Below are 23,977 nucleotides of genomic sequence, written 5' to 3'. Positions count from 1 at the left end.
GTGCCAAAATAGGCGAATAGCGACAGGGTCAGCCACTTCAGGATGGAGACATAACGGCTATATTTAAGGAACACCTGCAGCACGACGGAAACGGCGCCAAACAGGATGACGTAGAGCAGCGCGGGGCCGCCGATGATGAGTTTCAGGGCATCGCCCATGGCACCGAGATCGGCGCCGATGTTGATGATGTTGGCGATGATCAGCAGCACGACGACCGACTGCAGCAGCCAGTTTGGATAATACTCGCGCATGTTGCCGGCGATACCGCGCCCGGTGGTGCGGCCGATCCGGGCGCTGATTTCCTGTACGACGGACATCAGTGGATAACTGAAAAGCATCGTCCAGGCCAGGCCGAACCCGAACTGAGCGCCAGCCTGAGAATAGGTAGCGATGCCGCTCGGATCATCGTCAGAGGCACCCGTAATAAGGCCAGGACCGAGGACCCCAAGCAGCCGTGGCTTCGAAGGTCCAACGACCGATTTACGTGTTTTCGTGCTCATGACGCCTCCCCTGCCCCAATTGCGTTAGTAACTCCGCATATTGGGAAAAGCTCCACTCACAGCCTGCCATAGAACCATTTGCAAAAAATCAGGGCTGAACCGGCGCAAAGCAGGGGTCCGACCATGGTAAGGTTGGGGTAGCCGGGGAGTACCCGCTCCAAGATCAGGACGCTCACGGTACTGGCCAGTGCGATTGCGACGGCATCCCCGGTCAAAAAAATCACTTTCTGCAGCGGGGTCATGATCCCTCCATAACGCTTGACGTCGCGCAGCGTCCGGCACTCACTGGAACGATTTTCATGCACTTTCGTTCGCTTCATCAATCCAAAGGGTGCTGTTCATGAACGACGCCTTTTTCGACGTTCCGCTGATTGTCGAGTCAAAGCCAGGCGAGTTCCGGAGGTTGGCCAGCGTGTCGCAGGCCGCCGTATTCATGATGGAGCGCTGGCCCGAAGAACATGGGCCGCGATATCGCGCAGCGCTCCGGGCCTGTACCGGGCGCCTAGCCTCGACCGATGACGTCGAGAATGCCCGACGCGCCTTCCTGGCGGCAGCAAGGGAAGCTGGCTTGGCAGTGAAGGATGAGGATGAAGACGCGGATCTGGAGCAGCCGGGAGACCTCCAGGGCGCGCCGCCGTCACCAGGTGACCAGAAGCGGCGGGAGCGCGCTCGCATGGTGGAGGAGGAGGAATTTCTGGTCAGATTCCTGGCACGCGAAACGGGCATCACGGAAGTGCAGGCCCGTGAGCTGATTCACATGATAGGCATTGACCGGGCGTCGCTGCTGAAAGAAGCGAGGCGCTTGAAAGCCCAGCATTGAGATGCTGGCCATGCAAGGCCTTTGCGAGCGCAGGGGGCTCGCCTCGCTGTGCTCAAAACGAAGCTGGTTGCCCTAGGGCCACGTGAATGGCCTTTGAAAGTTCCTCCGGTGCGCCGGGTTTCATCACCCACTGACCACTGAGGAAAATCGGGTCATGGAGCTGGGGTAGAATGCCCGAATGGATAATGAACGGGATCTTGCGATCCATAAGCATATGCGCAACCGCTTCGCAGGCTCCGTTCGAGGTCGAGGATGGCGATGTCGGGAGAGTGGTCTTGCAACCACTCCAAAGCCTCGGCGCATGTCGACAGGACTTTCACGATGTTGAAGCCCGCGCTTTGAAGCTGGTCTTCAATGTCAATCGCGATAAGCGGCTCATCTTCCAAAAGGACGACAGAAACAGCGGTTTCGGTGTCCATAGAATAACCCCCGAAATTTGGGACAAACGAAGATCGCTTTTTTCGCGGTAGATAGGTCGATAAGCTATCCTACGCTAGGGGTGAATCAAGTGGTTTCTCGGTTCTAAGGGGCACCGCCCCTCCCGTCCGCAAGAGGGCCGAGCCTAGGCTAACCGCTAGGAACCAACCACCAGCTCTTATCGCCCATCTTCAGGAGGAAATTGCCTGTGACCATACCTTTTCACCGAGTTGCCGTTGTTGCTCTGGCCGCTGTTTTTGGTAGGACCCTGGCGCCACTTGGCTCCGAGGCTGCCAATGCGGCCGCCGCAACACCTTCCGCCCCGCCCTACTTCTATGATGTGGAAATCAGTCTTAGCCCGGAGGCCATGGCAAGAATGAAGAGCCTGCATCGGCAGGTCACGCTTGCTAATCACTTTTACGGCGACGCAAGCCCTGAAGCTGCAGCGCGGCTGAACCTCAAGCCATTCTCCGAGCTGGACATAGGCACCGAAACCATACCGGTCGCTGTCGCCAACCAAACCGTTCATGTTACCGGCGCTCCCGTGACCGCGAACAAGCTGGCCGACATAGTCGGCCAGAAACCCAGCGTGCTTGTCCAGATATTCTCCGGCTCCAATACGCCAGGGGCCAACGACAACCAGTTGCATTGCGATTTTTTTCAGGAGCAGATCACCCTCGCCCAGAGCCAAGGCTGTTGAGCTTCGCTGTGAAGCCGTACCTGCGGACCTGGTCGGCAAGGAGTAGGCCAACGGGCGGACTGATCATGGGAGGCGTCGTAAAAACAGATTTACGATTTTTACTACGCGCCTCAGCGAGGGTTTCACAGTCCGTGCCTTATAGGCGAATTGCTGTAGATTGGGGCAGTATCCTTCGCACCGCCCTGCGGTCGCCAGTACCCCTGCCGCCCCTTAAGCGGTGACCATTCGGGGTTGGTAAACTACGGCTTGAAATATCGGGCAATCAGCGGCTTGACTCGGCAGAAATCCGTATCATATTTCAGCCGTTTGATAACATCCAACCGCCTATTTCTCTATTCGCCTCGCTACGCCTGACCACCGGTCTGCCGACGTTTCTGGAGAGATGCGATGACACAGCACCAGCTGAATAGCTCCCTGGCATGTTCCGAGTGCGGACCGTCCGGCTCGATATTCCAGAACAGCCCGATTCCGACACCCCATCACCTGCTCGACCTGCCAAAAGCCCATGGGAACATGGGGCAAGCTCAAATATGACTATGTGCGGCAGGCGGGCAACGGCGTGTTCGCGCTCGATGATGGTCAGTTCGTCCGGGTGGAATAAGCGACCGCTGGACTCGCCTTCCGCTTAGTCAGCTTCGAGCGAACGGAACCAATGCAACTCGCAGAAGTTGTGATCGCGGGAACAGGAGGCTCTGTTATGGCCGACGAACCGAAGCAACCGACACTCAGCCAGGATACCGTTAGCGGCCTCGCGCTCGATACCGGGATAACCGAGGACGAGGTTCGCGCCATTGTTCGGTTAGTTGGGACGGATCGCAGCTCCATCCGGCGCGAGGCCCGCGTACTGCGCAACCAGCGTCTACCAACTCACCTTCGGTAAGGTCCTGAAGCACACGCATTTCGATGCGAGTATCTTGGCGCCGGCCGTATCGGGATGCTGCGCCAAGCCGTGCAACAAGGCAGGCGTGGCTGCCTCCAGTGAATCCTCACACTCTGCGAGCGTCATGTCCGGATCGGCGGGATTGGTAGAAGGCCAGCCGCAAATCGAAATCCCCCATAACCATCGCCTGTGGCCCGCGGGTTCCTTCCTCGGTGACTTTCGTACGCCTGCCGGCGCCCGAAACTCTTCACGCAACCGGACTGTCCTTTTGCGGGACGGCTGGACCATAAAGCTGACCAATGCGCCCCAACATCGCAAGATCGTCACGAACGTTTGTCACAGCACGTATCATCTCTCGCACGTTCGATCGTGGCTTCGATCATCTGCCGTTTCTTGAATTGATTCCGATGCAGACAACCATTCGCTGGGATTTTGGAGAATAGTCTTCTTTCATGCCAAATCAGGCCTGCAGCGTAGCACTTTGCCTCGTCATCGCCTTCGCGATGACGTTCGAGTTGCGTCCTTTCGGCTATTTGATCTCGCACAATCCGACAGCGTTTATCGCCGCCCGGTCAGCCCGCTTCGGGATCGGGCGAACCGTTGACAGTCGGAGAGGCTAAACGGTGACAGAGTTTAGACATGAAATCTCATAATGCTCTCCGCCGCGTCGTCTTGCTCGTCGCGATGCTGAATCTCGGCTATTTTGGAATTGAGTTCGCTGTGGCGCTCGCCATCGGCTCGGTTTCGCTATTCGCCGACAGCATCGACTTTTTGGAGGATGCCTCGGTGAACCTCCTCATTTTAGCCGCGCTAGGCTGGTCGATGCGCGCCCGATCGCGGGTAGGCATGGCGCTGGCACTCATCCTGCTTGTGCCGGGCCTTGCGACCCTTTGGACGGCGTGGCAAAAGTTCAACTCGCCAGTGCCCCCGCAAGCCCTCGCCCTGACGCTGACGGGTCTGGGTGCGCTCGCTGTCAACCTTTCTTGTGCCTACATGCTCGCTGCGTATCGCCACCACAGCGGTAGCCTGACGCGAGCGGCGTTCCTGTCGGCTCGCAATGACGCGTTCGCCAACGTTGCCATTATTGCTGAAGGGCTGGTGACGGCTTTCGTTTGGCGGTCGGCGTGGCCAGATCTGGTGGTGGGACTGGGCATCGCTGCTTTGAACGCTGACGCGGCTCGCGAAGTGTGGGAAGCAGCGCGTGAAGAACGCCGGGCTGCCGCCTGATTGCCGTCGTGGTAACGAAATGCTGGCCACTCGTTGATTTTGTGGAAGGCAGTTTGGCAAAAGAAATGCTGAAAACTGGACATCACCTCGGGGTACTGCTGGCCGCTTATCGGTTTCCCGCATTGTGCAATCCACTGTGAAGAGTTGTTAAAAGCCCTTCCGGCAAAGGTTTTCCAGATCGGCTTTCGCGATTCCCTCGACGCTTAGCGCAGGAAGAATATCATTGTCTCCCTTGAGATCGCGGCCATAAGCCGCCGACAGTATGGAAATTCCAGATTCATGGAGAACGGCTGGATTTCCGCTGATCTTCCCCAACAATACGGTCGGTAGCAGTCCGAACGGAACATCCTCGAGAATATAGCGGCTTTCGATCGTTGTCGGACCAAAGCGGCCACGGCCTTGACGATCCATCTCCTGGTTCATTTTCGAAACAGTGCTCATTGGGACGTGGAACGACAATGAAAAATGCTCTTCGACGGTGCGTACGGCTATGCCAAAATGGGCCGCGATCGCCAATCGCTCGGCGTCCAGAGCCTCGATAACGCGGCCAACGGCCGGGGTGACGTTTCCACCCTGACTCCACTGCTCGGCCTTCTCCATGCGTGTGAGACTGAGAAGGGCAATTCCCAGATGGTTCTGCGGATTGAGGTTGCTGATAGCGATCGCAAGCAGGCCGTCGCGCTTGACGAAACGATCGCCGAACAAGGTCGTGCAAAGCTCGAACCCTTGGTCCAGCGCATTGAAAGGCAGCGTCGTGACATCAAGTTTCTGGCGAACGCTGGCGACATCGATTTCAGGCGATTCGCGCTGGCGGCCGGTCACGAGCGTTGTGCCCCAGACGATGATAGGCAGGCTGCATTGCGCCCGGCCAACTGCTTGGTATCCCTCGCGATGCTCGATCAGAGTAGGAGTATCTCGATGCCGCGGCGTCGATCCTCGACAACTTCATGCGGTTGAACCCGGTCTCAATTAAGAACGCAGCCGATCGCAGCTCGCAGGCTCCTGTTTCGGGCCGACGCCGCGCTTCAGCGGGTCGGCTCTCTGGGCGGCGGACAGACGATCCGCAGGGGGTCTGGCAGGCGCGCCGGGCGGGCGCAGCCACCTCAGTTGCTTATCCTCGACAAGCCACCAAGCCGATGGATATCGACTCGATCGAGGCCGTCGAAGTGGGCCTGCCCGCCCATGACCGCGCGCTCATGCGCCCCCGGTGCAAACGCGGCAGTCTTTGGGGCTAACCTTTGTTCGCGGTTCTACGGTATGAGTAGCAGCTTTCCCGTGGTCGTTCGGCTTTCCATGTCGGCATGGGCATTCCGTGCATCCGCCAGCCGATATTCGCCGCCGATCCTGATCTTGAGCTTGCCCTCGACGATCCAGTCGAAAAGTCGGGCCGAGCGCGAGCGAAGCAGTCCCGGTGTATGGATATGATCGAAAAAGGTGGCGTAGCCTATCTTGATGCTCTTCGGGAGCTTCATGATGTCGATCGGACCAGGACCGCCTAGGACGGGTCCATACCAGCAGAAGGTGCCCGACAGGCGGAGCGCGTCGAGCGAGCCCTGGAACGTCTTGGGACCTGAGCCGTCATAAACCACGTGCACCCCTTCGCCTCCCGACAGGCGAATTACTTCGTCGGCGAACTGTCCTTCGGTATCCACAATGACATGATCGGCGCCCATCTCCTTGGCGATCGCTAGCTTGTCTGCCGAGGAAACGCGACCGATGACATGCCCGCCCCTCAGCTTGATGATCTGGGTAAGCAGTAGACCGACTCCACCGGCAGCCGCATGGACAAGCGCGATGTCGCCGGGCCGCACGGGATAGAAATCCGTCGCGAAATGGCTGGCTGTGAGCCCCTGCATCATCACAGCTGCCGCGGTGCGGTCGTCGATCGCATCCGGTATCGGCACCAGCGCATCGGCACGTATCACCGCCCTCTCGGCATAGCTCCCTGGCGAATAGACCCAGGCAACACGACGGCCCGGCCAAAGATCGCCGACCCCATCCCCGACCGCGATCACGCGGCCCGCGCCCTCTACGCCCAAAATCTTCGGATCCGGCACGTCGTTCCAAGCAAGTCCGCGCCGCACGCCCGTGTCCATGAAGTTCACGCCAGCAGCGGCTACTTCAACCAGAGCTTGTCCCGGACCCGGCACTGGCTCGAACACCTCCACAAACTCGATGACGTCCGGTCCGCCCCATCGGTTCATCACGACGGCTTTCATCGCGATGCCTCCGTAGCCGCCTTTTCGATTAGTCGCGCGACAGGTTCAGGGTTCGACACCATCGCCACATGCGAGGCGCCCTTGATCACGACAGTATCCCGCGCGTGAGCCCGCGCGGCCATGAAGGCGGAAGCTTGCGGTGGGATGTTCTTGTCCTTGTCGCCGTAGATGAACCAGCTCGGAATCTTCTTCCACGCCGCCGCGGTCTGGGCCTCGTTCAGCGCAGCTTCCGTGATGGGCCGTTGCGTAGCGGCCATCAGCTTTGCCTCGGGGCCGGAAACGTCGGCCGCGAACTGATCGCGGAACTTGTCCTGCTGGATGTAGAGATCCTTCCCGCCGCCTGAAAGCGGAACGGGCGGAGCGAGAGTGGGTGCAAGGGTGCTGCCTGGGAACTTGCCCGCAAGCCCGGCGGTCGTCTCGCCGACCTCGGGTGCAAACGCCGCAACGTAGACGAGCGCCTTGACATTGGCATGGCCATCGGCGGCTTCGCTGATGACCGAGCCGCCATAGGAATGTCCGACCAGGATGACAGGCGATGATATGCCGGACACAACGTCGGCAACATACTGCGCGTCACTGGAAACACCCCGCAAGGGGTTGGCAGCGGCCACTACGGGATATCCATCCTTCTCGAGGATCTTGACGACGCCGTTCCAGCTCGACGAATCGGCGAACGCGCCGTGAACCAGAACGATGGTGGGCTGAACGGTGGCGGGCTTTTCTGGCTGCGCGTAAACGCTGCCTGATACGGCCATGGCGATTGCCAATCCTGCCAGCAGTCTTTTCATTTCACACATCCTTTCGATGGTTTTGCTTAGTGTGGTCTCATTGCGATGGGCAGGGCTAAGATGTGGATATTTCAGATGGTTCCTTGACAAGGCTGCAGCGAGCCGATCCGCTTGCCGAAAGTCCGTTGAGAGACATACCCTGCGGAGTATTCAGACAGGTTGTCAGAACTTGTTGACGTCGATGACCGCCTGCGCAAAGGCCTGCGGAGCCTCCTGCGGCAGGTTGTGACCGATGCCGCCCGAGATCAGCCGGTGTTCGTATTTGCCGGAGAACTTCTTGGCGTAATTTGCCGGATCGGGATGCGGCGCGCCGTTTGCGTCGCCCTCCATCGTAATCGTCGGCACATCGATCGCTGGAAACGCGGCGAGCTTCTTTTCCAAAGCATCATATTCTGGCTCACCTGGCGCCAAACCCAGTCGCCAGCGATAATTATGGATCGAGATGGCGACGTGGTCGGGATTGTCGAACGCGGCAGCGGAGCGTTCAAAAATTGCATTGTCGAAAGCCCATTTTGGCGAGGCAAGCTCCCAGATGAGGCGCGTGAATTCCCGGGTGTACTTCTCATAGCCCGCCCGCCCCCTTTCGGTGGCGAAGTAATATTGATACCACCATTGCAATTCGGCTTTCGGCGGCAGCGGCGCCTGGTTCAACTGCTGACTGCCTATGAGATAGCCGCTGACCGACACCATGGCCTTGCAGCGCTCGGGCCAGAGCGCGGCGATGATGTTGGCCGTGCGCGCGCCCCAGTCATAGCCGGCGACGACCGCTTTCTGGATGTCCAGCACATTCATCAAAGCAACGATGTCGGACGCAAGCGCCGCCTGCTGACCGTTCCTGGAGGTTACGTCTGACAGGAACCGCGTCGTACCGTAACCGCGCAGATACGGCACGATGACCCGGTACCCTGCGTCGGCAAGCAGCGGCGCGACATCGACATAGCTGTAAATGTCATAGGGCCATCCGTGCAGAAGGATAACTGGGGGGCCATCGGCAGGACCATCCTCGGCATATCCGACGCTCAGCAGACCCGCGTCGATCTGCTTCATTAAGGAGAACGAGGTCCGCGGTTTCAGAGTGCGGGAAGCGGTCGTTTCCGTCCCGACACCGTGCGCCTCCACAATCCCGATCGCGCCAAGTTGCGCCGCGGCGACCGTCGCGGCAGCAACACCGAAGAGGCGACGACGATGATGGTTGATTTTTTCCGGGGCTTTGATCGCGTTCATTGGTGCACTGCCTTGTCGTGATGACATTTTGCCTAGAGTGACATGCAAGCTCGATCAATGTGATCGGTGGCTAGTTCAGGTTGATTGCGACTTCGATATTGCCGCGCGTTGCCTTCGAGTAGGGGCAGGTCTGATGTGCTGCGTCCACAACAGCCTGGGCAACGCCGCGGTCGAGCCCGGGCACGCTCACATTGAGGCGCGCGCTGAGGAAAAAAGCGGCGTCGGCAACGTTCAGATCCACTTCCGCATCGATTGCGATGCCCGTCGGCAGTCTGATGTTCATCTTGCGGGCGGCGATTGCCATCGCACCTTCGAAGCAAGCTGACCAGCCGGCCGCGAACAGCTGCTCCGGATTGGTGCCGCCGCCTGGGCCGCCGGGCGTGGAAAGCCCGATGTCCAGTCGACCGTCGGAACTGCGCGATGTGCCGTCCCTGCCGCCAGTGGTGCGGACCTTGGCGGTATACAGTAGCTTTTCAGATTGGGTCATGATGTCTGCGGTCCTCGCAAAAGGGCACTTTGAATTCGATGGGAAATTGACGCGCGGCTTCGCTCTCGACGAGCGCGGAAACGCACTTAAAGAGCTTGAGGCCGAAGCAAATTTTGCGGCACGAGCGAAAGCGACACTGCAAGCATGATCATTCTCCCGGGGCTGGTCAGCAAAAGTGTTTGCTGCTTCGACACATAGAGAGAGATCGCCCGGAGCACCCGTTATACACTATGATGCGGTGTTAGCGCTCGCCAGTGGCCGCACGTCCTGGAACATGGCCTGAGCTGCTATTATGTCCTGCCTCAATCGTCCCTCGGGGCGACGAAATCGACTTTTTGTTACGTAGCTCCCGGACTTGGAACCAGGTCTGTCCCAGCCATCAGGAAGCAACAAAGAATGATGCCATGACATCGCCAACCGCGAAGACGAGCGACAGGATATCGTTTGGTCCCTTTACGTTGGCGGCGGGCGAGAGGCTCCTGCTGCGGCAAGGCGTGCCTGTCAATCTGGGCACGCGCTCTTTCGACATCCTGACAACCTTGGCTGCGCGCCCCAACGAAATCGTGAGCAAGAAGGATCTGCTGGCTCACGTCTGGCCCGACGTTACCGTTGAAGAAGGCAGTTTGCGGTTTCACATCGCCAACCTCAGAAAGGCGTTGGGCGATGGCGCGGACGGCGCGCGCTACATCGCCACCCTGACGGGGCGCGGCTACTGCTTTGTGGCCCCGGTCTCGCGATCAAAAGGTCAAGACAATGGGCAAAGGGAGGCCGTCGCCAGCTATCCTCAAGCCAATCTCCCAAGCCGCCTGATCCGGATGGTCGGCCGGACTGACGACACTGTCCGACTTTCAACTCAACTGGCCGAGATGCGTTTCATTACGATCGTTGGCACGGGCGGTGTCGGCAAGACCGCTGTTGCTCTGGCGGTGGGCCACGATCTGGTCGAAGCATTCGCGGGTGCTGTGCATTTCGTCGATCTCGGGGCGGTGAGTGATCCCGGCTTGGTTGCGACGACCGTGGCCTCGATGCTAGGGCTGTCTCTTCAGTCCGACGACGCGACGCCCAGTCTGGTCGCCTATCTGGCGGACAAGCGGATCCTCCTGATTCTTGACACTTGCGAGCATGTCATTGACGCTGCGGCGGACCTGGCGGCCCGCATCTTCGCCGCCGCACCGCAAGCCCACCTGCTGGCAACGAGCCGCGAGCCCCTTCAAGTCGAAGGCGAGCACGTTTACAAGCTGGGACCGCTCGCATGCGCGCCGACCGATCTGGAACTCACCGCGTCCACGGCGCGCCGCTTCCCTGCGATCCAGCTGTTCCTGGAACGCGCCGCGGCCAGCGGTGCCGGGCTTGATCTCCAGGACGCGGATGCCGCCATCGTGGCCGGCATCTGCCGCAAGCTCGATGGCGTGCCGCTCGCGATTGAGCTGGCGGCCGGACGGGTTGCGACTTATGGCCTCCAGAAAACCGCGGAGCTTCTCGACGAACGGCTGACCCTGTTGTGGCCGGGACAACGTACCGCGCCGCCGCGGCAGAAGACCCTCCAGGCCACTTTAGACTGGAGCTACGGACTGCTATCGGAGTTCGAACGTCTTCTGCTTCGCCGGCTCGCGATCTTCGTTGGCCACTTTTCGATCGAGGCCGCACTGGAAGTTGTGACGAGCGCAACCGTCGATGACGCTCTCGTATTTGGCGCTATCGACAGCCTGGTTGCCAAGTCGATGATAGCGGTAAGGCCTGCCGGGGCAACGATGCGTTACCGCCTGCTCGACACGACGCGGGCTTACGCCCTTCAGCTCGACGTCGACGATGCCGAGCACGCGAGCCTGGCTGCGCGTCACGCGACGCATTATCTGCGCTGGTTGGAGGAGACAGGAGCCGAGTGGCCTACTCTATCGAGCGGCGTGCAACGGTCACTTCACCTAGCGGGCCTTGCCAATGTGCGAGCGGCTCTAGACTGGTGCTTCGGACTTGACGGGAACACTGACGTCGGCGTCCGTCTGGCTGCCGCCGCGGCCCCGTTTTTTCTGTCGATGTCCTTGCTCACCGAATGTCATCGTTGGGCGGCGCAGGCGGTCCTTACTCTTGATGATGCTACCAGAGGCGGATTGGAGGAGATGCATCTTCAGGCCGCCCTGGGGGTCTCCCTGATGTTCACGCGTGGTGGAAGAGATGCGGCGCGCGTGGCCTTGAACAGAAGCCTGGTCATTGCCGACCGGAGTGGCAACGCGCTCGATCAGCTTCGGATTCTAGGCCCGCTGCAGATGTTCCACCTGCGTACGGGAGAGTTCAGGACCGCGTTGCATTATGCGGAGCGCTGTTCCGTCATCGCCGGAACCCTTGAGGATTCTGTCTCCACCTCTTTGGCGCATTCCTTGATGGGGATTTCGCTTCACCTCAGCGGAGAGCTCGGCCGTGCCCAGACCGCGCTCGAAGCGGCGTTGCGATACGGGCCGCGCTCCAACCGGACCACGACGAACTATCTCGGCTTTGACGGCAAGATTCTGGCCGGATCGATTTTGGCAAGGACACTGTGGCTGCAAGGTCATCCGGATCGGGCCGCGGAGCGCGCGCTGCTGACGATCGAGGAGGCGGAAGTTCTGAACCATCCCCTGTCTCTCTCCATTGCACTTGTCTGGGCGGTTTCCGTGTTCCTCTGGGTCGGGGACCTGGAGCTCGCTGAGAAACACATCAATCGTCTTTTCTCTCGTGCCGAATTTCATTCTCTCGGGCCCTATCTCGCACTGGGAGGCGGCTTCACAGGGGAGATCGCTATTCGTCGCGGCAGCGCAAGCAGCGGTGTTGAAGGCCTTCGACGCTGCCTTTGCGAACTCCACGCCGCGCCTTACGAACTGCTCACCACTCCGCTCAATATCTCGTTCGTTCTGGGCTTGGCTGCGGCGGGCCGATCCGCGGAGGCACTTTCACTGATCGAGGAGACGATCCGTGACGTCGAGGCAAGTGGCGATCTTTGCTATATGCCGGAACTGCTGCGCGTAAAGGGAAGCCTTGTTCTCGCGGCCCAGCGCCCTGGCGCCGACGAAGAGGCGGAAATGTGTTTTCGGCGGTCGTTGGAGCTCAGTGATCGTCAGGGCGCGCGCGCATGGGAGTTGCGGACCGCTGTCGACCTTGCCTCTCTGTTGGCCGCTCGGGGACGACACCGGGACGCACGGGCTCTTCTCCTGCCGATTTTCGCGCGATTTGGGGAAGGCTTGGAAACTGCAGACCTGCAGTCAGCCGCACGCGTGCTGGCAACTCTGAAATAGGTGTGAGCTTTCGGGAGGTTGTCCATTCGAGGAGACTGGGAGTGCATGGCTGTTGATTTCATACATCGGACTCCATATCGGGGCCTTGACGTCGTAGGCCTGCCACATGTGACAGTTAGTGAACCCTCTCTTACACCCGATGCAGCGATCACCTTGCTGTTGACTTCGCGATCGAACCGCCTCGCTAATCCAATTGGCTGTTGGGAGATCCAAGCCGGGATGCGAATCGGTAAGCGGTCCTAAAAGCCGAATTTAGTATCCCGCTTTATCCATAAGCACCCGCAATTCCGGCTTAGGCGCGACCCAGAAAGTTCGAAAAGCTTCCAGGAAGCCCAGCCAAATTGTGTGCCCTGTGGACAAATTCGATTTGTGCGCACCTAGTCTCTTTGCCTATGCGATAGTTTCCCACAACAAATCAAATGGTTGCCTGAGGGCGAACCGAGCAAACGCGCCTGCTTCGCGAGATTGAGCGCCACGATAGCGCTGAGGAATCCTACATGGATATGGCATTCGCCTTTTGGAACTGGCGCGAAATGCCAGTCGGCTGTTTCTAAAACAGCCCGCTCACGAGAAAAAGAGGCTCCTGAACCTGGTGCTGTCGAACTGCATGTGGGACCAAGGCGAGGTCCGCACCGCCACTGTGCCGACATCCGGTCGTAAAAATGTTGTCGATGCGGCCATCGACCTTATCGAGATACATGGCGTGAAGGCGATCTTCCAATCGCTTGCACTCAACTTGAGACCGGTGAATTGCCTGTTCGTGCTCCCGGCGCTCATCGGCATGACTGGCCTTAAGGGCTGCCTTTATCCAACACCTCCTCATCGAAATGCAACTGGTCGAGCAAATTGGCGAAGGCCAGATCAAGCACTTCCTCACGAACGTACTTGCGCCGGCATTCGGCATATCCGCCCCGGCCTTTGTCGGCATGTCCGGCACAGTGGTAGTAGACGTACTTCCCTTTCTTGATCTCCACCACGACCGCACAACCACAATTGGTGCAGGTCATCAGGCCGGAGAAGGCAAATTCGTTGCCCTGCGGATGGTTTGGCACTGTGTTCCTGCCGGCCGAAACGCCTTGGACCCGCTCCCATAATTCGATCGAGACCAAGGGCTCGTGCCGACCTTGATGCAACTTGCCTTTCCACTCTTGCCGGATAGACAGCTTCCGCGCTGAGATGCGGGCTCCCATTGTGAAGAAGGCACGGTTTTATGAAGTCAAATGATATGTTGGATATCTCCGATCCCGACGCACCCGCTTTACCGCATTTTCTCGAAGAGACGGTTTCTGGAGGTGGTTCAGGATCGAAAGAACCGACTTGTAAAGCCGCGCCTGTGGGACCGCCCGTTCGAGAATTTTTTCTGCGCTCGGAATATCAGATCCCAGCGGTGACAAAATCTCGATTGAGGGGCTGGCCGAAGATTGGTACGGACAGTGCTGGACTTTAAACGAAGACACCGATGCGATCGAGGACAAGGTGGTATTTTCGGCGAGCAATTTTCTCTTTTTCTTTCTTCCCATCGCGCTTTCCGTCGCTCTTTTCGCCAAGCCGTCTGCCTTTAGGCCAAGCCTTCTTGTTTTGAGTTTGGTATTCTACTACTGGTCCTCTGACACTTACGTCATCATACTCGTCGCGGATGTAGTTGTCGCCTATCTCGGGGCGCTCGCTCTCGATGTTTGCGGGAGTACGCGATCGAGAAACGCAGTTGCTACGTCAGCAGTTGTAATCCTTGTCGGCATTCTCGTGTTCTTCAAATATCTCGATTTCATCGTGATGAACGTTGATCTCATCTCCGGCAGCAAGCTGCCGATGAAATTCACAGGCATCGTTCTCCCGATTGGGATATCCTTTTTTACCTTTCAGGCATTGTCCTACCTGATCGACGTCCACCGTCGCGCCATCCCGGCCGAACCCAATGTCGTGCTTTTTAGCACTTACTTCACGTTTTTTCCCCATTTGATCGCTGGACCAATTGTGCGCTACCGCGACGTTGTCGAAGACTTTCGAGAGCCGAAGATATCCCTTGCGAGCTTCTCAGTCGGTGCCACCCGCTTCGCTCATGGCCTGATGAAAAAGGTGATGATCGCCGATGGCGTCGCGCCTATTCCGGACGCCATTTTTGCGGCCCCGCACGATTCCATTTCCTTCATCTCAGCTTGGCTGGCGGCCGCTGCCTATGGCATCCAGTTGTACTTTGACTTCTCAGGCTATTCGGACATGGCCATCGGCCTTGCCCGCATGTTCGGCATCCGCTTTGCCGAGAACTTTAAGAGACCCTATGCCAGCCGCTCGATCACCGAATTCTGGCGGCTTTGGCACATCTCGCTGTCGACCTGGTTTCGCGACTATCTGTACATACCCATGGGCGGAAGTCGGCATGGCAGGATCGCGACCTATCGAAACCTGTTGATCGTTTTCGCGGTAACCGGCCTCTGGCACGGCGCCTCGTGGACATTCTTGTGCTGGGGTCTGTTCCACGGCTTGTTTATCCTAGGCGAGCGTGTCGCGACCGGTAGGTGGCCCAAGGTGCTCGAAAAAGGATGGCTGCGATATGTCTACTTCCTGCCTGTCGTAACGTTCAGCTGGCCGCTGTTCCGTTCGACATCGCTCGAGCAGGCAATTTCATTGTGGAAGGCGATGGGTTTGCCGGGTGCCGCCGACGCGTTCAGCCTGGACGCAGTATCCCCGCTAGCCACAACCAGCATAATCGCACTTGCGATCGGTGCGGCCATCTACGTTCTGCCTGGCCGACTCTCGTTCGGCCAGTTGCTGACAAGCGAGACCATCGGCGATAGACTTTATATCGCCGGCGCCTGCTACACAGTTGTTGCCCTGGTGGTCTGTCAAGTGGTGGCGCTGAGCGGTGGCTACACCCCGTTTTTGTACTTCCAATTCTGATGTCAAAAGCAAAGAAAATAGGCAGCGCCATTGTCACCACGGCTTTCGTGGCCATGATCGCGTCACCGCTGTTGGTGCTTGGCTTTCGCGGTGCTGTCGAACCCTATGGTCAGAGAGAGTTTACTCTTTTTCCCCCAATGGAAGCGCTTTCTACCGGCTCAAGCGGCGCGTTCGATCAGGTGGCTTCGGCTCTTCTTGAACGTTCACAGCTCAAGAAATCTGCCATTTCCGTTCGAAATACCATTTTGTTGAAAATCGTTCACCAATATGACCAGAACAACGTTGTTACCGGGAAGGACGGCTGGCTCTTTTGGAAGGGCGATTGGTTTGGCGGGCAGTGCCAAACCAAATATGACGTAGAAATGGCCGTCTCCCGTATGGAGGCCATGCTCGACGTTGCCGCCGCTTCTGGAATTGAGATGTATTTTGCGATTCCATCGGACAAATCGACGCTTTATCCAGAGTTTCTCGACCCTCATTTTAAAAAGTTCTGGGTCTGTAAACAGCAGAGCGCCGACCTCTTGCGGTCGACGATTCGGACCAAAGCGTCCCGGATCATTGACCATCTAACCGCGCTGCAGGATGCAAAAAGAAACTCACCCGGAAATAATCTCTACGGCAAGGTAGACACCCACTGGACCTACTTCGGCGGAGCGATCGCTTTCCGACAATTGCTTACCACGATTTTTCCAGAGGCAAGCGGAATGCAGCCGCCCGCGCCGACCGAGAAAATGACTCTGCGACCGGCAGATCTTGAAACACTTATGCTGTTAGTTGGTAACGGCGAAGCGGAAAGTGACATCGACAGTTCGGTGGAAACAAAGGCGCTGTCTTCGATCAAGCAGTTCGATCAGGCGAATTCCACCGTCATCTTGCATGATTCATTCTATAGCAAGATCAGAGGCCTGACGGACCCTTTCCGCAACGGCGTCGAATACACTCTTGGTGCTGATCCAAAGGAGATCACGAATGCAGTACTCGGCAGCAACAGGCTGATCGTCAGTCGCATCGAGCGAGCGGTAGTTGATTCGGCGTTGACCGGCCCTCTTTCATGGTCCAGCACGCTGGGTCAGTCCTTGGTCGCACGCGACGAGTTAGCTGCCAGGGAATGCGAGGGTTTTGCTTCCTCTGGCAAATCAACGCTGCGAGGCATCGTTGTCGACGCGAGCGGCTTTCGCACGACAACCCCTGATCCGCAAATGGTCGCCACTGTGCCAATACCGGCCACCGGCCGAAAAACCCCTTGCATTCGCCTACAACTGACCTTGAAAATCCCCGATGTATTCGAGATCTTTTTTTCACCTCACGCAGGCGAAGATGGAGCCTTTGTGGCCGGCCGTTCGATTCAGCTGCCGCTCGACGCCGGCGACCACGCAATTGAACTGGTTCTTCCCGACTACCTGGCTGGGCGTTCCATTCGTATCGACCCAGGCGATTCCGGGCAGCAGACGACCATGAGAGATGTACAGTTTGGCTGGCGTTCCGCGGCCGGCGGAACGGCCCGATGATCCTGTTCACAGGGCTGGACAATTTTCAAATGAGGCTGAGGCATGTCGTTCGTTGAGTCTTATGGGCGCGAATACTGTCTCGATTATGCAAATAGGAACTAGCGCTCTCGATTGAGAGCGATATGATGCGAAACTGGCTCAATCTAACGACAAATTTCTGATGGTGTAATTCTTCTGTCGAACTTGGGGAGGACCATGGAGATGACCGGGAAATCCGCGCTGAATTACACCGGCGAGCGGTATCATCCGGAGCAGCTGAACGAAATTCGCCAGGAGCACATGCATCGCTATATGTGGGCGCGTGGCCTGGTTGACGGACTTGACGTCATCGACCTCGCTTGTGGCGAGGGCTTTGGTTCGGCCACGCTCGCCGCGTCTGCCCGGCAGGTGACCGGCATCGATATTTCAGACGGCGCTGTCAGGCATGCGGAGGCACGATATCGGGCACAAAATCTTTCTTTCATTTGCGCCGACGCCGTCAAATTGCCATTGGCCGATCGTTGCGCCGATGTGGTCGTTTCCTTTGAGACCGTTGAGCATCTGGCCGATCAGGCCGGCATGATGGCCGAAATCCGGCGCGTTCTTAGACCCGGCGGGTTTCTGGTGATGTCCTCGCCCAACACCGAGGTTTACTCGCAACGACAGGGCCACGTTAACGAGTTGCACGCCAAGGAATTGACCCGCCAGGAGTTCGAGAACCTTCTGGGAGAGCAGTTTCCTGCACTCCGGCTTTTTGGTCAGCGATTGTCCGTGGCGTCGTCGATCCTATCCTGTCAGGGCGACGCGGCCGGGGTGGCCAGCGTTTTTCGCGATGAAAGTACCGTCGAGAAGAGCGCGCGCGAAATCCCCGAGACCATGTACTATATCGGCGTGGCCGCCGCGAACGAGGATCGCCTACCAGCGCTGGAAGCGTCTTTTCTGGTCAGCGCAAGTTATGACGTCTACTGGAAACTCCGCGACCAGATGGCAGGAGCGGGCGCGCAGAACGACCAGCTCATGCAGGAAGTCAAAGCCTTGAGAGGCGAAAGGGGCGAGCTTGTCGCCATGATCGATGATCTGAGCGCGGAGAGAGACAAACTCGCAACCAAAAACATGTTCTTGGATGAAGCTTTGACATTTGCTGCCGAAAATCTTGCCCATGCCGACTGGGAGGAACACGATACAGTGCGTTTTTTCGATTCAGAATATTACCTCAGAAACAACCCCGATGTTGCAAGCGCAGGTGTGAATCCACTCCTGCACTATCTGCGTACCGGCCGCCATGAGGGTCGCCTTCCGAAAGCCGCGGCCCATGTGCCAGACAACAGGGCGCAAGCCCAACAACTCCCGGTGACAGAGAGTGAGGATGAGCGCGTCGTGGGAACCGTTGCCATTGGTGAGATGGATGCTGCCGCAAAACGATATTCGGCGATCTATCGGGTAAGCCCGGCGCTTCACTCGGAAGATCATATGTTGGCGCATTTCCTGAAGTTGAGCGCCGAAGGCGGCTTGAAGTTCTATTTCAAGGGCGGGCTGGCGGACGCAGAACAGTTGATGACGACAATCGAAGGCCTCGGCATCGACATGGAAAATCTGAGGGTTCTCGAATTTGCCGCTGGCTATGGGCGGCTCACCCGCCATCTGCAGAAATTATGCGACTTGACGGTGAGCGACATCCACCCCGAAGCGGTGGAATTCGTTCGCAAAAATTGCGGATGTCCAGCTTATCTGTCGTCGAATGATCCCGAGCAACTCAAAATCCCGGGCCAGTTCAATATCGTGGCGGTCATATCGCTTTTTTCCCATCTTCCGGATCGAACTTTTGGCAGATGGCTGTCCGCGCTCTATGCGCTGGTGGCGCCAGGCGGTTATCTGATCTTCACGACGATCGGCGAATCCGCTCGTGCGATCAACGCGCAAATACCCACACCTGGCCCAGACGGATACGCCTTCGAGACCGGATCGGAACAGATAGACCTGGACACGCAGGACTACGGCAATTCAACAGTTCACCCGCATTATGTCGGCGCTCAGATCGGCAGGATACCTGGAGCGCGCCTGATATCCTACGAGGCCGGTTTGTGGTGGAAATACCAGGATCAGTACATTGTCCAAAAACCTGCTTGATCGGTTCTCGCTATGTTGCGGTGGATAAAAAGCATAGGGAAGGATTCAACCTTGGGGCTGGTGAAGGAACTCGGCCGGAACAGCACGCCGGTCCGGTCGTCGCAGGCGTTTGAAACGAGCGATTTTCTGCAGGCCCTCGCCAAGGTATGGGCGGACAGATATTCGGTCAGCCCGGAACTTCATGAGTACGACCACATTTTCGGCCATCTCGTCGCCCGGTTATCGACGGGTGAGGAGATGAAGGTCTTCGAGGCGCTGAAGCACTATTTCGAGAACGGCGCCGCCAACGCGCAACAGGTGCGCGAACTCATGACATCATTGGGCTTGCCTAAGGATGCCAAGGTGCTGGAATTCGCAAGCGGCTATGGCCGCGTTACGCGTCATTTGAAGGACTTGAATCTAGTCGCGTGTGACATTCATCCCGAAGCGGTGTCCTTCTGCGAGGACGTCTTGGCTGTCCCGGCCATTCCTTCAGCTAGCGCTCCCGAGGATTGGGAGCCGGGCGAAAAGTACGATTTCATCTTCGCCATCTCGCTATGGTCCCATCTGCCAGACGGCTTGTTCCAGCGCTGGTTGTCTTCGGTTTGCGCGGCGCTCAAACCGGACGGCTATCTGATGTTCTCCACGCATGGGGCACATGCGGCCAGCGTCGTTCCACAGCTTGCCGAAGTGCTCAAGGATGGGCAGCAATACGGCTATCTGGACGGGTCGGATCAGAAGGATCTTGATCCGTCGATCTATGGCTCCACAGTCGTCTTGCCGACTTATGTCATCAAGGCGATCTATGACGCGACCAACGCGCGCATCGTGTCGTTCAAGTCGGCCGGATGGTGGGGCTTACAGGACGAGTGGATCATCCGAGTTCCCTGACTTGTCTTCCCTTTTGATTTGACTTCGACAGCGCATTCGGCGGTCTTGCTGCCGGTGCCATTCGGCGCGCCCTACGGGGCTGAGACGGAAATGCCGGCGGCGGCAACGCGGTTCGCCCTTTTTCTGGTGCGAGCAACTTGCAACGGAAGAGACGGGCCGTTGGACAGGAAGTCGACCATCTTCTTCATGGTCGCGTTTGAGAACGCATCGTTCCAATCGGTCGGCCAATCGAGATGTGAGCCTTGCAGGCGTAGGTCGTATTGGTCGACGCGCGATATCGCGTCCTTGAGCCCAGCGACCACGCCTTCCAGCGTCGGCTCCACAGCGATTAGGTTGGTCGATATATCCCGCAGGCTCTTCGCCGTCTTGTTCTCAAACGTATTGGTCACAGTCCACATACCCGCCGAGGCCATTTCCAGGGGCACCAGACTGGGGTGAGGCGTCAACATCAACGACAGGCCAACATCATGGTGAGGCAACCGTTCGCAATAGGTCTGAAGGTCGGTCTTAGGCATCATCTCCATGACCACACCACGCCCCAGCCTGATCTTGCTGGCACCACCAATCGAACCCATGCCGTAGAATTTCCACTTGTCGGCGTCGAAATCCGGGGAACGGGCAAGCTCGGCAAGCGCCATCATGCCCAGTTCGAAAAGATTGCGCGAAGCATGCGCTTCCGGGCGGGCATAGAAAAGAATGCGACGCTCGCGGTCGAGCATGTCGTCCTTGGAGGGTGTGAACTTCTGGATGGCATTGCGGAACACGGCATGATTTCTGTCGGCACCCGGTTGCGAGAACACGCCGATCTTGTTCTGCCTGAAGAAATCACGCAGCAAAGACGTCGAAAAAAGCTGGAATTGCGGAAAGCGGTAGGATTGCTGGAACAGCGCTGCGATCGTGTTCATCGGCAGGAAATAGGGTTCGTATTCCTGCACCATGAACATGAACCGGTCCTGGCCCAATTGGTGGCTGGCATGGTGTGCGACATGCGCGCCCCAGCCATTGGTGGCGATGAAGCGGTCGTCGGGATTGACTAACAATTCCTCCTTGCGATCGTGCCTGTTCTCAATTTCGATTTCGTCGAACAGGTTCTCGACGCAGGGGTAACCCTTGATGCGCTCGCGGGCTAGCGCCATGTCGAGTTCCGTATATTCGAGCGTTACGATACGTACGAGAAAGCCTTCGCGGCGCAGCCGAAGCGCCAAGCTGAACATACCAATATAGCCGCCGAAGATGTATTTAAAATCGATTGTCGCTAGAAGGATGTTGACACGCTTTGGCTCGCGCTTCGATACGCGCAGCGAAAGCGCCTCGATGTTATGAAAAATCCAGTTTGACCCGATATCCTGAACATGCGGTATCCCGCCGGAAGCCTCTGCGCTCGTCAAAGTTTCGGTTCCCGCGGTGATCTTCTCGACATATTGGAGGTAGCGGGCCTTCTTCAGCCGATAGGCAAGATTTCTTACTCTGACACCAAGGGCCGCGTTCATCACTAGGCCTTCGACGTTCAATGTCGAACGCCGCCGCAACGCGCTCAAAAGCTTCAAAAGGACCGGTTCTACGACACTGTTCGTCAAGCGCGATATCTGGTTGGTAATCTTCTCCAGCCGTGCCGGCATTCCGGGGTTACGCAACCGAAGCGTCTCAGCGAATATGGCTTTCTCAAGCGCGCCTGTAAAATCCTCGCGTGCCTGCTGCAACAAAGCTCGACCCGTATGGAGCAACGCGCGTTTGTTGCCTGCGTTTTTCAGAAGAACCGCCAGGGTATGGGAAACACCGGGGTAGCGCTTGACAACTTGCCCCACCACTTGGGCGCCGTGCTGATGATAATCGTACAGAGGCTCGTCGGTGTAGGCAATTCCAGCAACAACCTCGGCTGTAAGCGCAATCCATTGATCATGGTAGACACCGACGAGCCGTTGCGGAAACGGCAACACTCGGTCGAGGATATCGCTGCGAAACAGACTGGCCGCACCAGTTACGCAATTGGCCAAGAACAAAGACCGAAAGTCGACATATTCATTTTTTCGATGAGCCCAGTATGTTTCGGCGACAACCGTGTCGCCTGCAACGATGCGACAATCGCTGAAAGCAAGTTTTTTGGTCTCGGGCAATGCTTGAATAAGTTTCTTCAGTTTATCGACGCGCCAAACGTCATCCTGATCTGCCAGGGCGACGAACTCCGTATCCTTGGGCACGAGAGAGAGGCATTCTTCAAAGTTGTTGTAAAAACCTTTCCGATACTTATTTCGAAAATAGATAAACCGGCTGTCGTTTCCGATCAGATCGAGAATATCGAGGGAGGAACTGGCAATCGAGCTGTCATCGGTGATGATGCAGATCCAGTTCTGGTGATCCTGCCGGATGATCGACGCGATCTGCTTCTGGAGGAGGTCCAAGGGAGGATTGTAGGTTGCCATACAAATAGCGACTCTGGGCCCGCTGGCCGGCCACTTCGCTTTCACCGGCCGCCGGTTGCTGCCCGGCAGAAGCTCGAAGGCGGCGAGAGGCTGCTCTACGGTCTCTCCCGATTTCAGCTCGGCAAGAAGCCGCAGTTCGCGTCTTTCCGGTTTGGTAATGTCGTGGATCGGCAATATCGTAATAAACTCGGAAAACAGGCTGTCGCCGCTCGGATCTTGCGCTGGATAAAAGCTGCGTAGGACGTCCGGCCGAGCCCCGGAGTGGTTTTGGATTTCATAGCGCCTTGTTCCATCCAGAACATAGAGCCGCTTGATCGAATTGCCGGGACAGAAAGCCCAGCCCTGCAAAAACAGCGCAAGCCCTTTACCGACATGAAACGACCGACCGGCCGGAATGTCGAGCGCGCATAGAAGCTTGGGATGCCGGCTTGCCTCGCCTGTCGCGAATCTTCTGAAAAGCAGTGCTTCAGGCAACAATCGATTGGTGAACTGATTGACGCTGTTACTCAGACGACCTACTTGAAGTTTCAATATCCCACTGATGTTTTCCAAGATCTCACCTGTGTACGCGTTGATATTGTCAACAACGTTCTCTTAAAAATAAGATCTCTGCACGTATCTTGGGTGCCACCATCAGGTCGCAAAACATCGTGTTATACAGCTTGAAATTGGACAGAGCTGTCAAGGGCAAATCATTGTTATTCCAAATATAAAATCTTGTAAGAAATGCAATAATATCGATAAAATGAAAAATTGGCGTCAACGAGCAGCACGGCGGCGCCCCTCCCCGTGGTGACATGCGTCACCCAGCGCCGGGTCGGCGAATAGGTGAAGCTGGGCTTTACGCCATTCAAGTGTTTGATTTCTTTTGTCTGCCCGTCGGCCTCGTAGATCATCGAGGTGATGAAGCAGGGTGCCGAGGCGAGCTTTGTTGCCGGCACTGTATCGCAGCGGGGCGGTAGAAGGGCCGAAATCGAGCTGCACCGGCACGTGTTGCGGAGACGTCCGTCAGAAAATGGAGAAATGGCGTCGAGACTGCAACGCGGTTCGTCCTCACAGCGCCCATCGGTAAGAAAGTCGATGGCTCATAAGGAATCTACGTCCCAACTTGTCCTATTAGCCCACGCAGTTCAGGCTGCTGAGCGATCCAGAAAGTTCGAAAAGCTTCCAGGAACCCCAGGCGATTTGGCCGTATCGAACTGCCACCACGTCGTGGAATGGCAGGCGGCAAGGCTTGATTGACTGATTGTCGCCGCCGGCAAATCTTGACCGGAAGGCGCTATTGCCGGCGTGTTTTGGCTAGCGAATCGTTTAAGGCACTGGAAATGAGCCAATCGCAGGTCCCAGCAGCACCGCCCGGATGGCTGCCGGACGCGTGGCTCCGCAACGCACGGCTGGTGTCCGGCCTCGTGCTGATGGCCTTCGTGACGCTGCATTTCCTGAACCATGCGTTGCTCCTGATCTCGCTTGAAGCAGCGGATAAGGGGCGCGCNGTGTTCCTGCTGATCTGGCGCAACCCGGCCGGCACGCTGCTCCTCTACGGCGCGGTCGCCACGCATCTCGTTCTGTCGCTGCTGGCGCTCTACCAACGCCGCACGCTGGCCATGCCGGTGCGAGAGTGGGCACAGATACTGCTCGGCCTCGCCA

18 protein-coding genes and 1 pseudogene are annotated in these 23,977 nt (G+C 57.6%); 8 read left to right on the top strand and 11 right to left on the bottom strand.

The window, feature by feature from the left end:
* Window positions 1-500, bottom strand: a 500-nt coding sequence (locus tag A3A9_RS0135560; RefSeq protein ID WP_027062714.1) for an NRAMP family divalent metal transporter, incomplete at its 3' end; no start/stop codon positions are given.
* Between the two features lie 56 nt (window positions 501-556).
* On the bottom strand, window positions 557-742 hold the full coding sequence (locus tag A3A9_RS0135555) for a hypothetical protein (RefSeq protein ID WP_152536285.1): 186 nt from the start codon (window positions 740-742) through the stop codon (window positions 557-559).
* A gap of 98 nt (window positions 743-840) precedes the next feature.
* Here A3A9_RS0135555 and A3A9_RS42080 point away from each other — a divergent pair, with 98 nt between their 5' ends.
* Entirely contained in the window at window positions 841-1,320 is a 480-nt protein-coding gene (locus tag A3A9_RS42080; protein WP_082222392.1) for a DUF982 domain-containing protein, read from the top strand.
* Between the two features lie 152 nt (window positions 1,321-1,472).
* Here A3A9_RS42080 and A3A9_RS41585 read toward each other — a convergent pair whose 3' ends face one another.
* Window positions 1,473-1,739 carry a response regulator gene (locus A3A9_RS41585; protein ID WP_051371497.1) on the bottom strand — a complete coding sequence of 89 codons (267 nt, stop codon included), beginning with the start codon at window positions 1,737-1,739 and terminating at the stop codon, window positions 1,473-1,475.
* Between the two features lie 206 nt (window positions 1,740-1,945).
* Between A3A9_RS41585 and A3A9_RS40665 the strand changes: the two genes are divergently transcribed.
* Together A3A9_RS40665 and A3A9_RS0135520 are read left to right on the top strand one after the other, a co-directional pair.
* On the top strand, window positions 1,946-2,437 hold the full coding sequence (locus tag A3A9_RS40665) for a hypothetical protein (RefSeq protein WP_033839129.1): 492 nt from the start codon (window positions 1,946-1,948) through the stop codon (window positions 2,435-2,437).
* Window positions 2,438-3,956: 1,519 nt separating this feature from the next.
* Window positions 3,957-4,544, top strand: a complete 588-nt coding sequence (locus A3A9_RS0135520; RefSeq protein WP_027062709.1) for a cation transporter — start codon at window positions 3,957-3,959, stop codon at window positions 4,542-4,544.
* A gap of 147 nt (window positions 4,545-4,691) precedes the next feature.
* Here A3A9_RS0135520 and A3A9_RS40660 read toward each other — a convergent pair.
* From A3A9_RS40660 to A3A9_RS0135490, 5 genes and pseudogenes are all read right to left on the bottom strand, one after another.
* Window positions 4,692-5,402: pseudogene (locus tag A3A9_RS40660) on the bottom strand (NAD/NADP octopine/nopaline dehydrogenase family protein); the annotation flags it as partial.
* A 392-nt stretch (window positions 5,403-5,794) separates the two neighbouring features.
* A complete protein-coding gene (locus A3A9_RS0135505) occupies window positions 5,795-6,763 on the bottom strand; it encodes a quinone oxidoreductase family protein (protein ID WP_027062708.1) in 969 nt (322 codons plus the stop codon).
* Complete coding sequence (locus A3A9_RS0135500) at window positions 6,760-7,551, bottom strand: alpha/beta fold hydrolase (RefSeq protein ID WP_027062707.1); 792 nt, start codon at window positions 7,549-7,551, stop codon at window positions 6,760-6,762. Before A3A9_RS0135500 ends, A3A9_RS0135505 begins: the two co-directional genes overlap by 4 nt.
* A 162-nt stretch (window positions 7,552-7,713) precedes the next feature.
* Window positions 7,714-8,775: an alpha/beta fold hydrolase gene (locus A3A9_RS0135495; RefSeq protein WP_027062706.1), complete on the bottom strand. Its 1,062-nt coding sequence runs from the start codon at window positions 8,773-8,775 to the stop codon at window positions 7,714-7,716.
* A 70-nt stretch (window positions 8,776-8,845) separates the two neighbouring features.
* Window positions 8,846-9,262, bottom strand: coding sequence for an organic hydroperoxide resistance protein (locus tag A3A9_RS0135490; RefSeq protein ID WP_027062705.1), 417 nt, complete (start codon window positions 9,260-9,262; stop codon window positions 8,846-8,848).
* Window positions 9,263-9,666: 404 nt separating this feature from the next.
* Here A3A9_RS0135490 and A3A9_RS0135480 point away from each other — a divergent pair, with 404 nt between their 5' ends.
* A complete protein-coding gene (locus tag A3A9_RS0135480; protein ID WP_027062704.1) occupies window positions 9,667-12,528 on the top strand; it encodes an ATP-binding protein in 2,862 nt (953 codons plus the stop codon).
* Between the two features lie 791 nt (window positions 12,529-13,319).
* On the opposite strand, the gene A3A9_RS40655 is transcribed toward A3A9_RS0135480, so the two are convergent.
* Window positions 13,320-13,637, bottom strand: a complete 318-nt coding sequence (locus A3A9_RS40655) for a zinc ribbon domain-containing protein (RefSeq protein WP_027062703.1) — start codon at window positions 13,635-13,637, stop codon at window positions 13,320-13,322.
* A gap of 367 nt (window positions 13,638-14,004) precedes the next feature.
* On the opposite strand from A3A9_RS40655, the gene A3A9_RS0135465 reads away from it, so the two are divergent.
* The 4 genes from A3A9_RS0135465 (at window position 14,005) to A3A9_RS40645 (ending at window position 19,910) form a co-directional block, all read left to right on the top strand.
* Window positions 14,005-15,426 (top strand): MBOAT family O-acyltransferase, encoded by a 1,422-nt coding sequence (locus tag A3A9_RS0135465; RefSeq protein WP_027062702.1) that lies wholly within the window; start codon window positions 14,005-14,007, stop codon window positions 15,424-15,426.
* Window positions 15,426-16,934, top strand: coding sequence for an alginate O-acetyltransferase AlgX-related protein (locus tag A3A9_RS0135460; RefSeq protein WP_027062701.1), 1,509 nt, complete (start codon window positions 15,426-15,428; stop codon window positions 16,932-16,934). Before A3A9_RS0135465 ends, A3A9_RS0135460 begins: the two co-directional genes overlap by 1 nt.
* Before the next feature lie 201 nt (window positions 16,935-17,135).
* Window positions 17,136-19,040: a class I SAM-dependent methyltransferase gene (locus tag A3A9_RS42075; RefSeq protein WP_161634578.1), complete on the top strand. Its 1,905-nt coding sequence runs from the start codon at window positions 17,136-17,138 to the stop codon at window positions 19,038-19,040.
* 60 nt (window positions 19,041-19,100) lie between these two features.
* Window positions 19,101-19,910, top strand: coding sequence for a class I SAM-dependent methyltransferase (locus A3A9_RS40645; RefSeq protein WP_245279213.1), 810 nt, complete (start codon window positions 19,101-19,103; stop codon window positions 19,908-19,910).
* Between the two features lie 71 nt (window positions 19,911-19,981).
* On the opposite strand, the gene A3A9_RS0135445 is transcribed toward A3A9_RS40645, so the two are convergent.
* Both A3A9_RS0135445 and A3A9_RS0135440 read right to left on the bottom strand, forming a co-directional pair.
* Entirely contained in the window at window positions 19,982-22,882 is a 2,901-nt protein-coding gene (locus A3A9_RS0135445; protein WP_152536284.1) for a glycosyltransferase, read from the bottom strand.
* A 146-nt stretch (window positions 22,883-23,028) separates the two neighbouring features.
* On the bottom strand, window positions 23,029-23,271 hold the full coding sequence (locus A3A9_RS0135440) for a hypothetical protein (RefSeq protein WP_027062699.1): 243 nt from the start codon (window positions 23,269-23,271) through the stop codon (window positions 23,029-23,031).
* Window positions 23,272-23,977: the final 706 nt, after the last annotated feature.

It is taken from the genome of Mesorhizobium loti CJ3sym (genome assembly GCF_000472785.1).
GTDB classification, from domain to species: Bacteria; Pseudomonadota; Alphaproteobacteria; order Rhizobiales; family Rhizobiaceae; genus Mesorhizobium; species Mesorhizobium loti_E.
The sequence above is the reverse complement of the archived record's forward strand: the minus strand, read 5'-3'. Positions and strand labels throughout refer to the sequence as shown.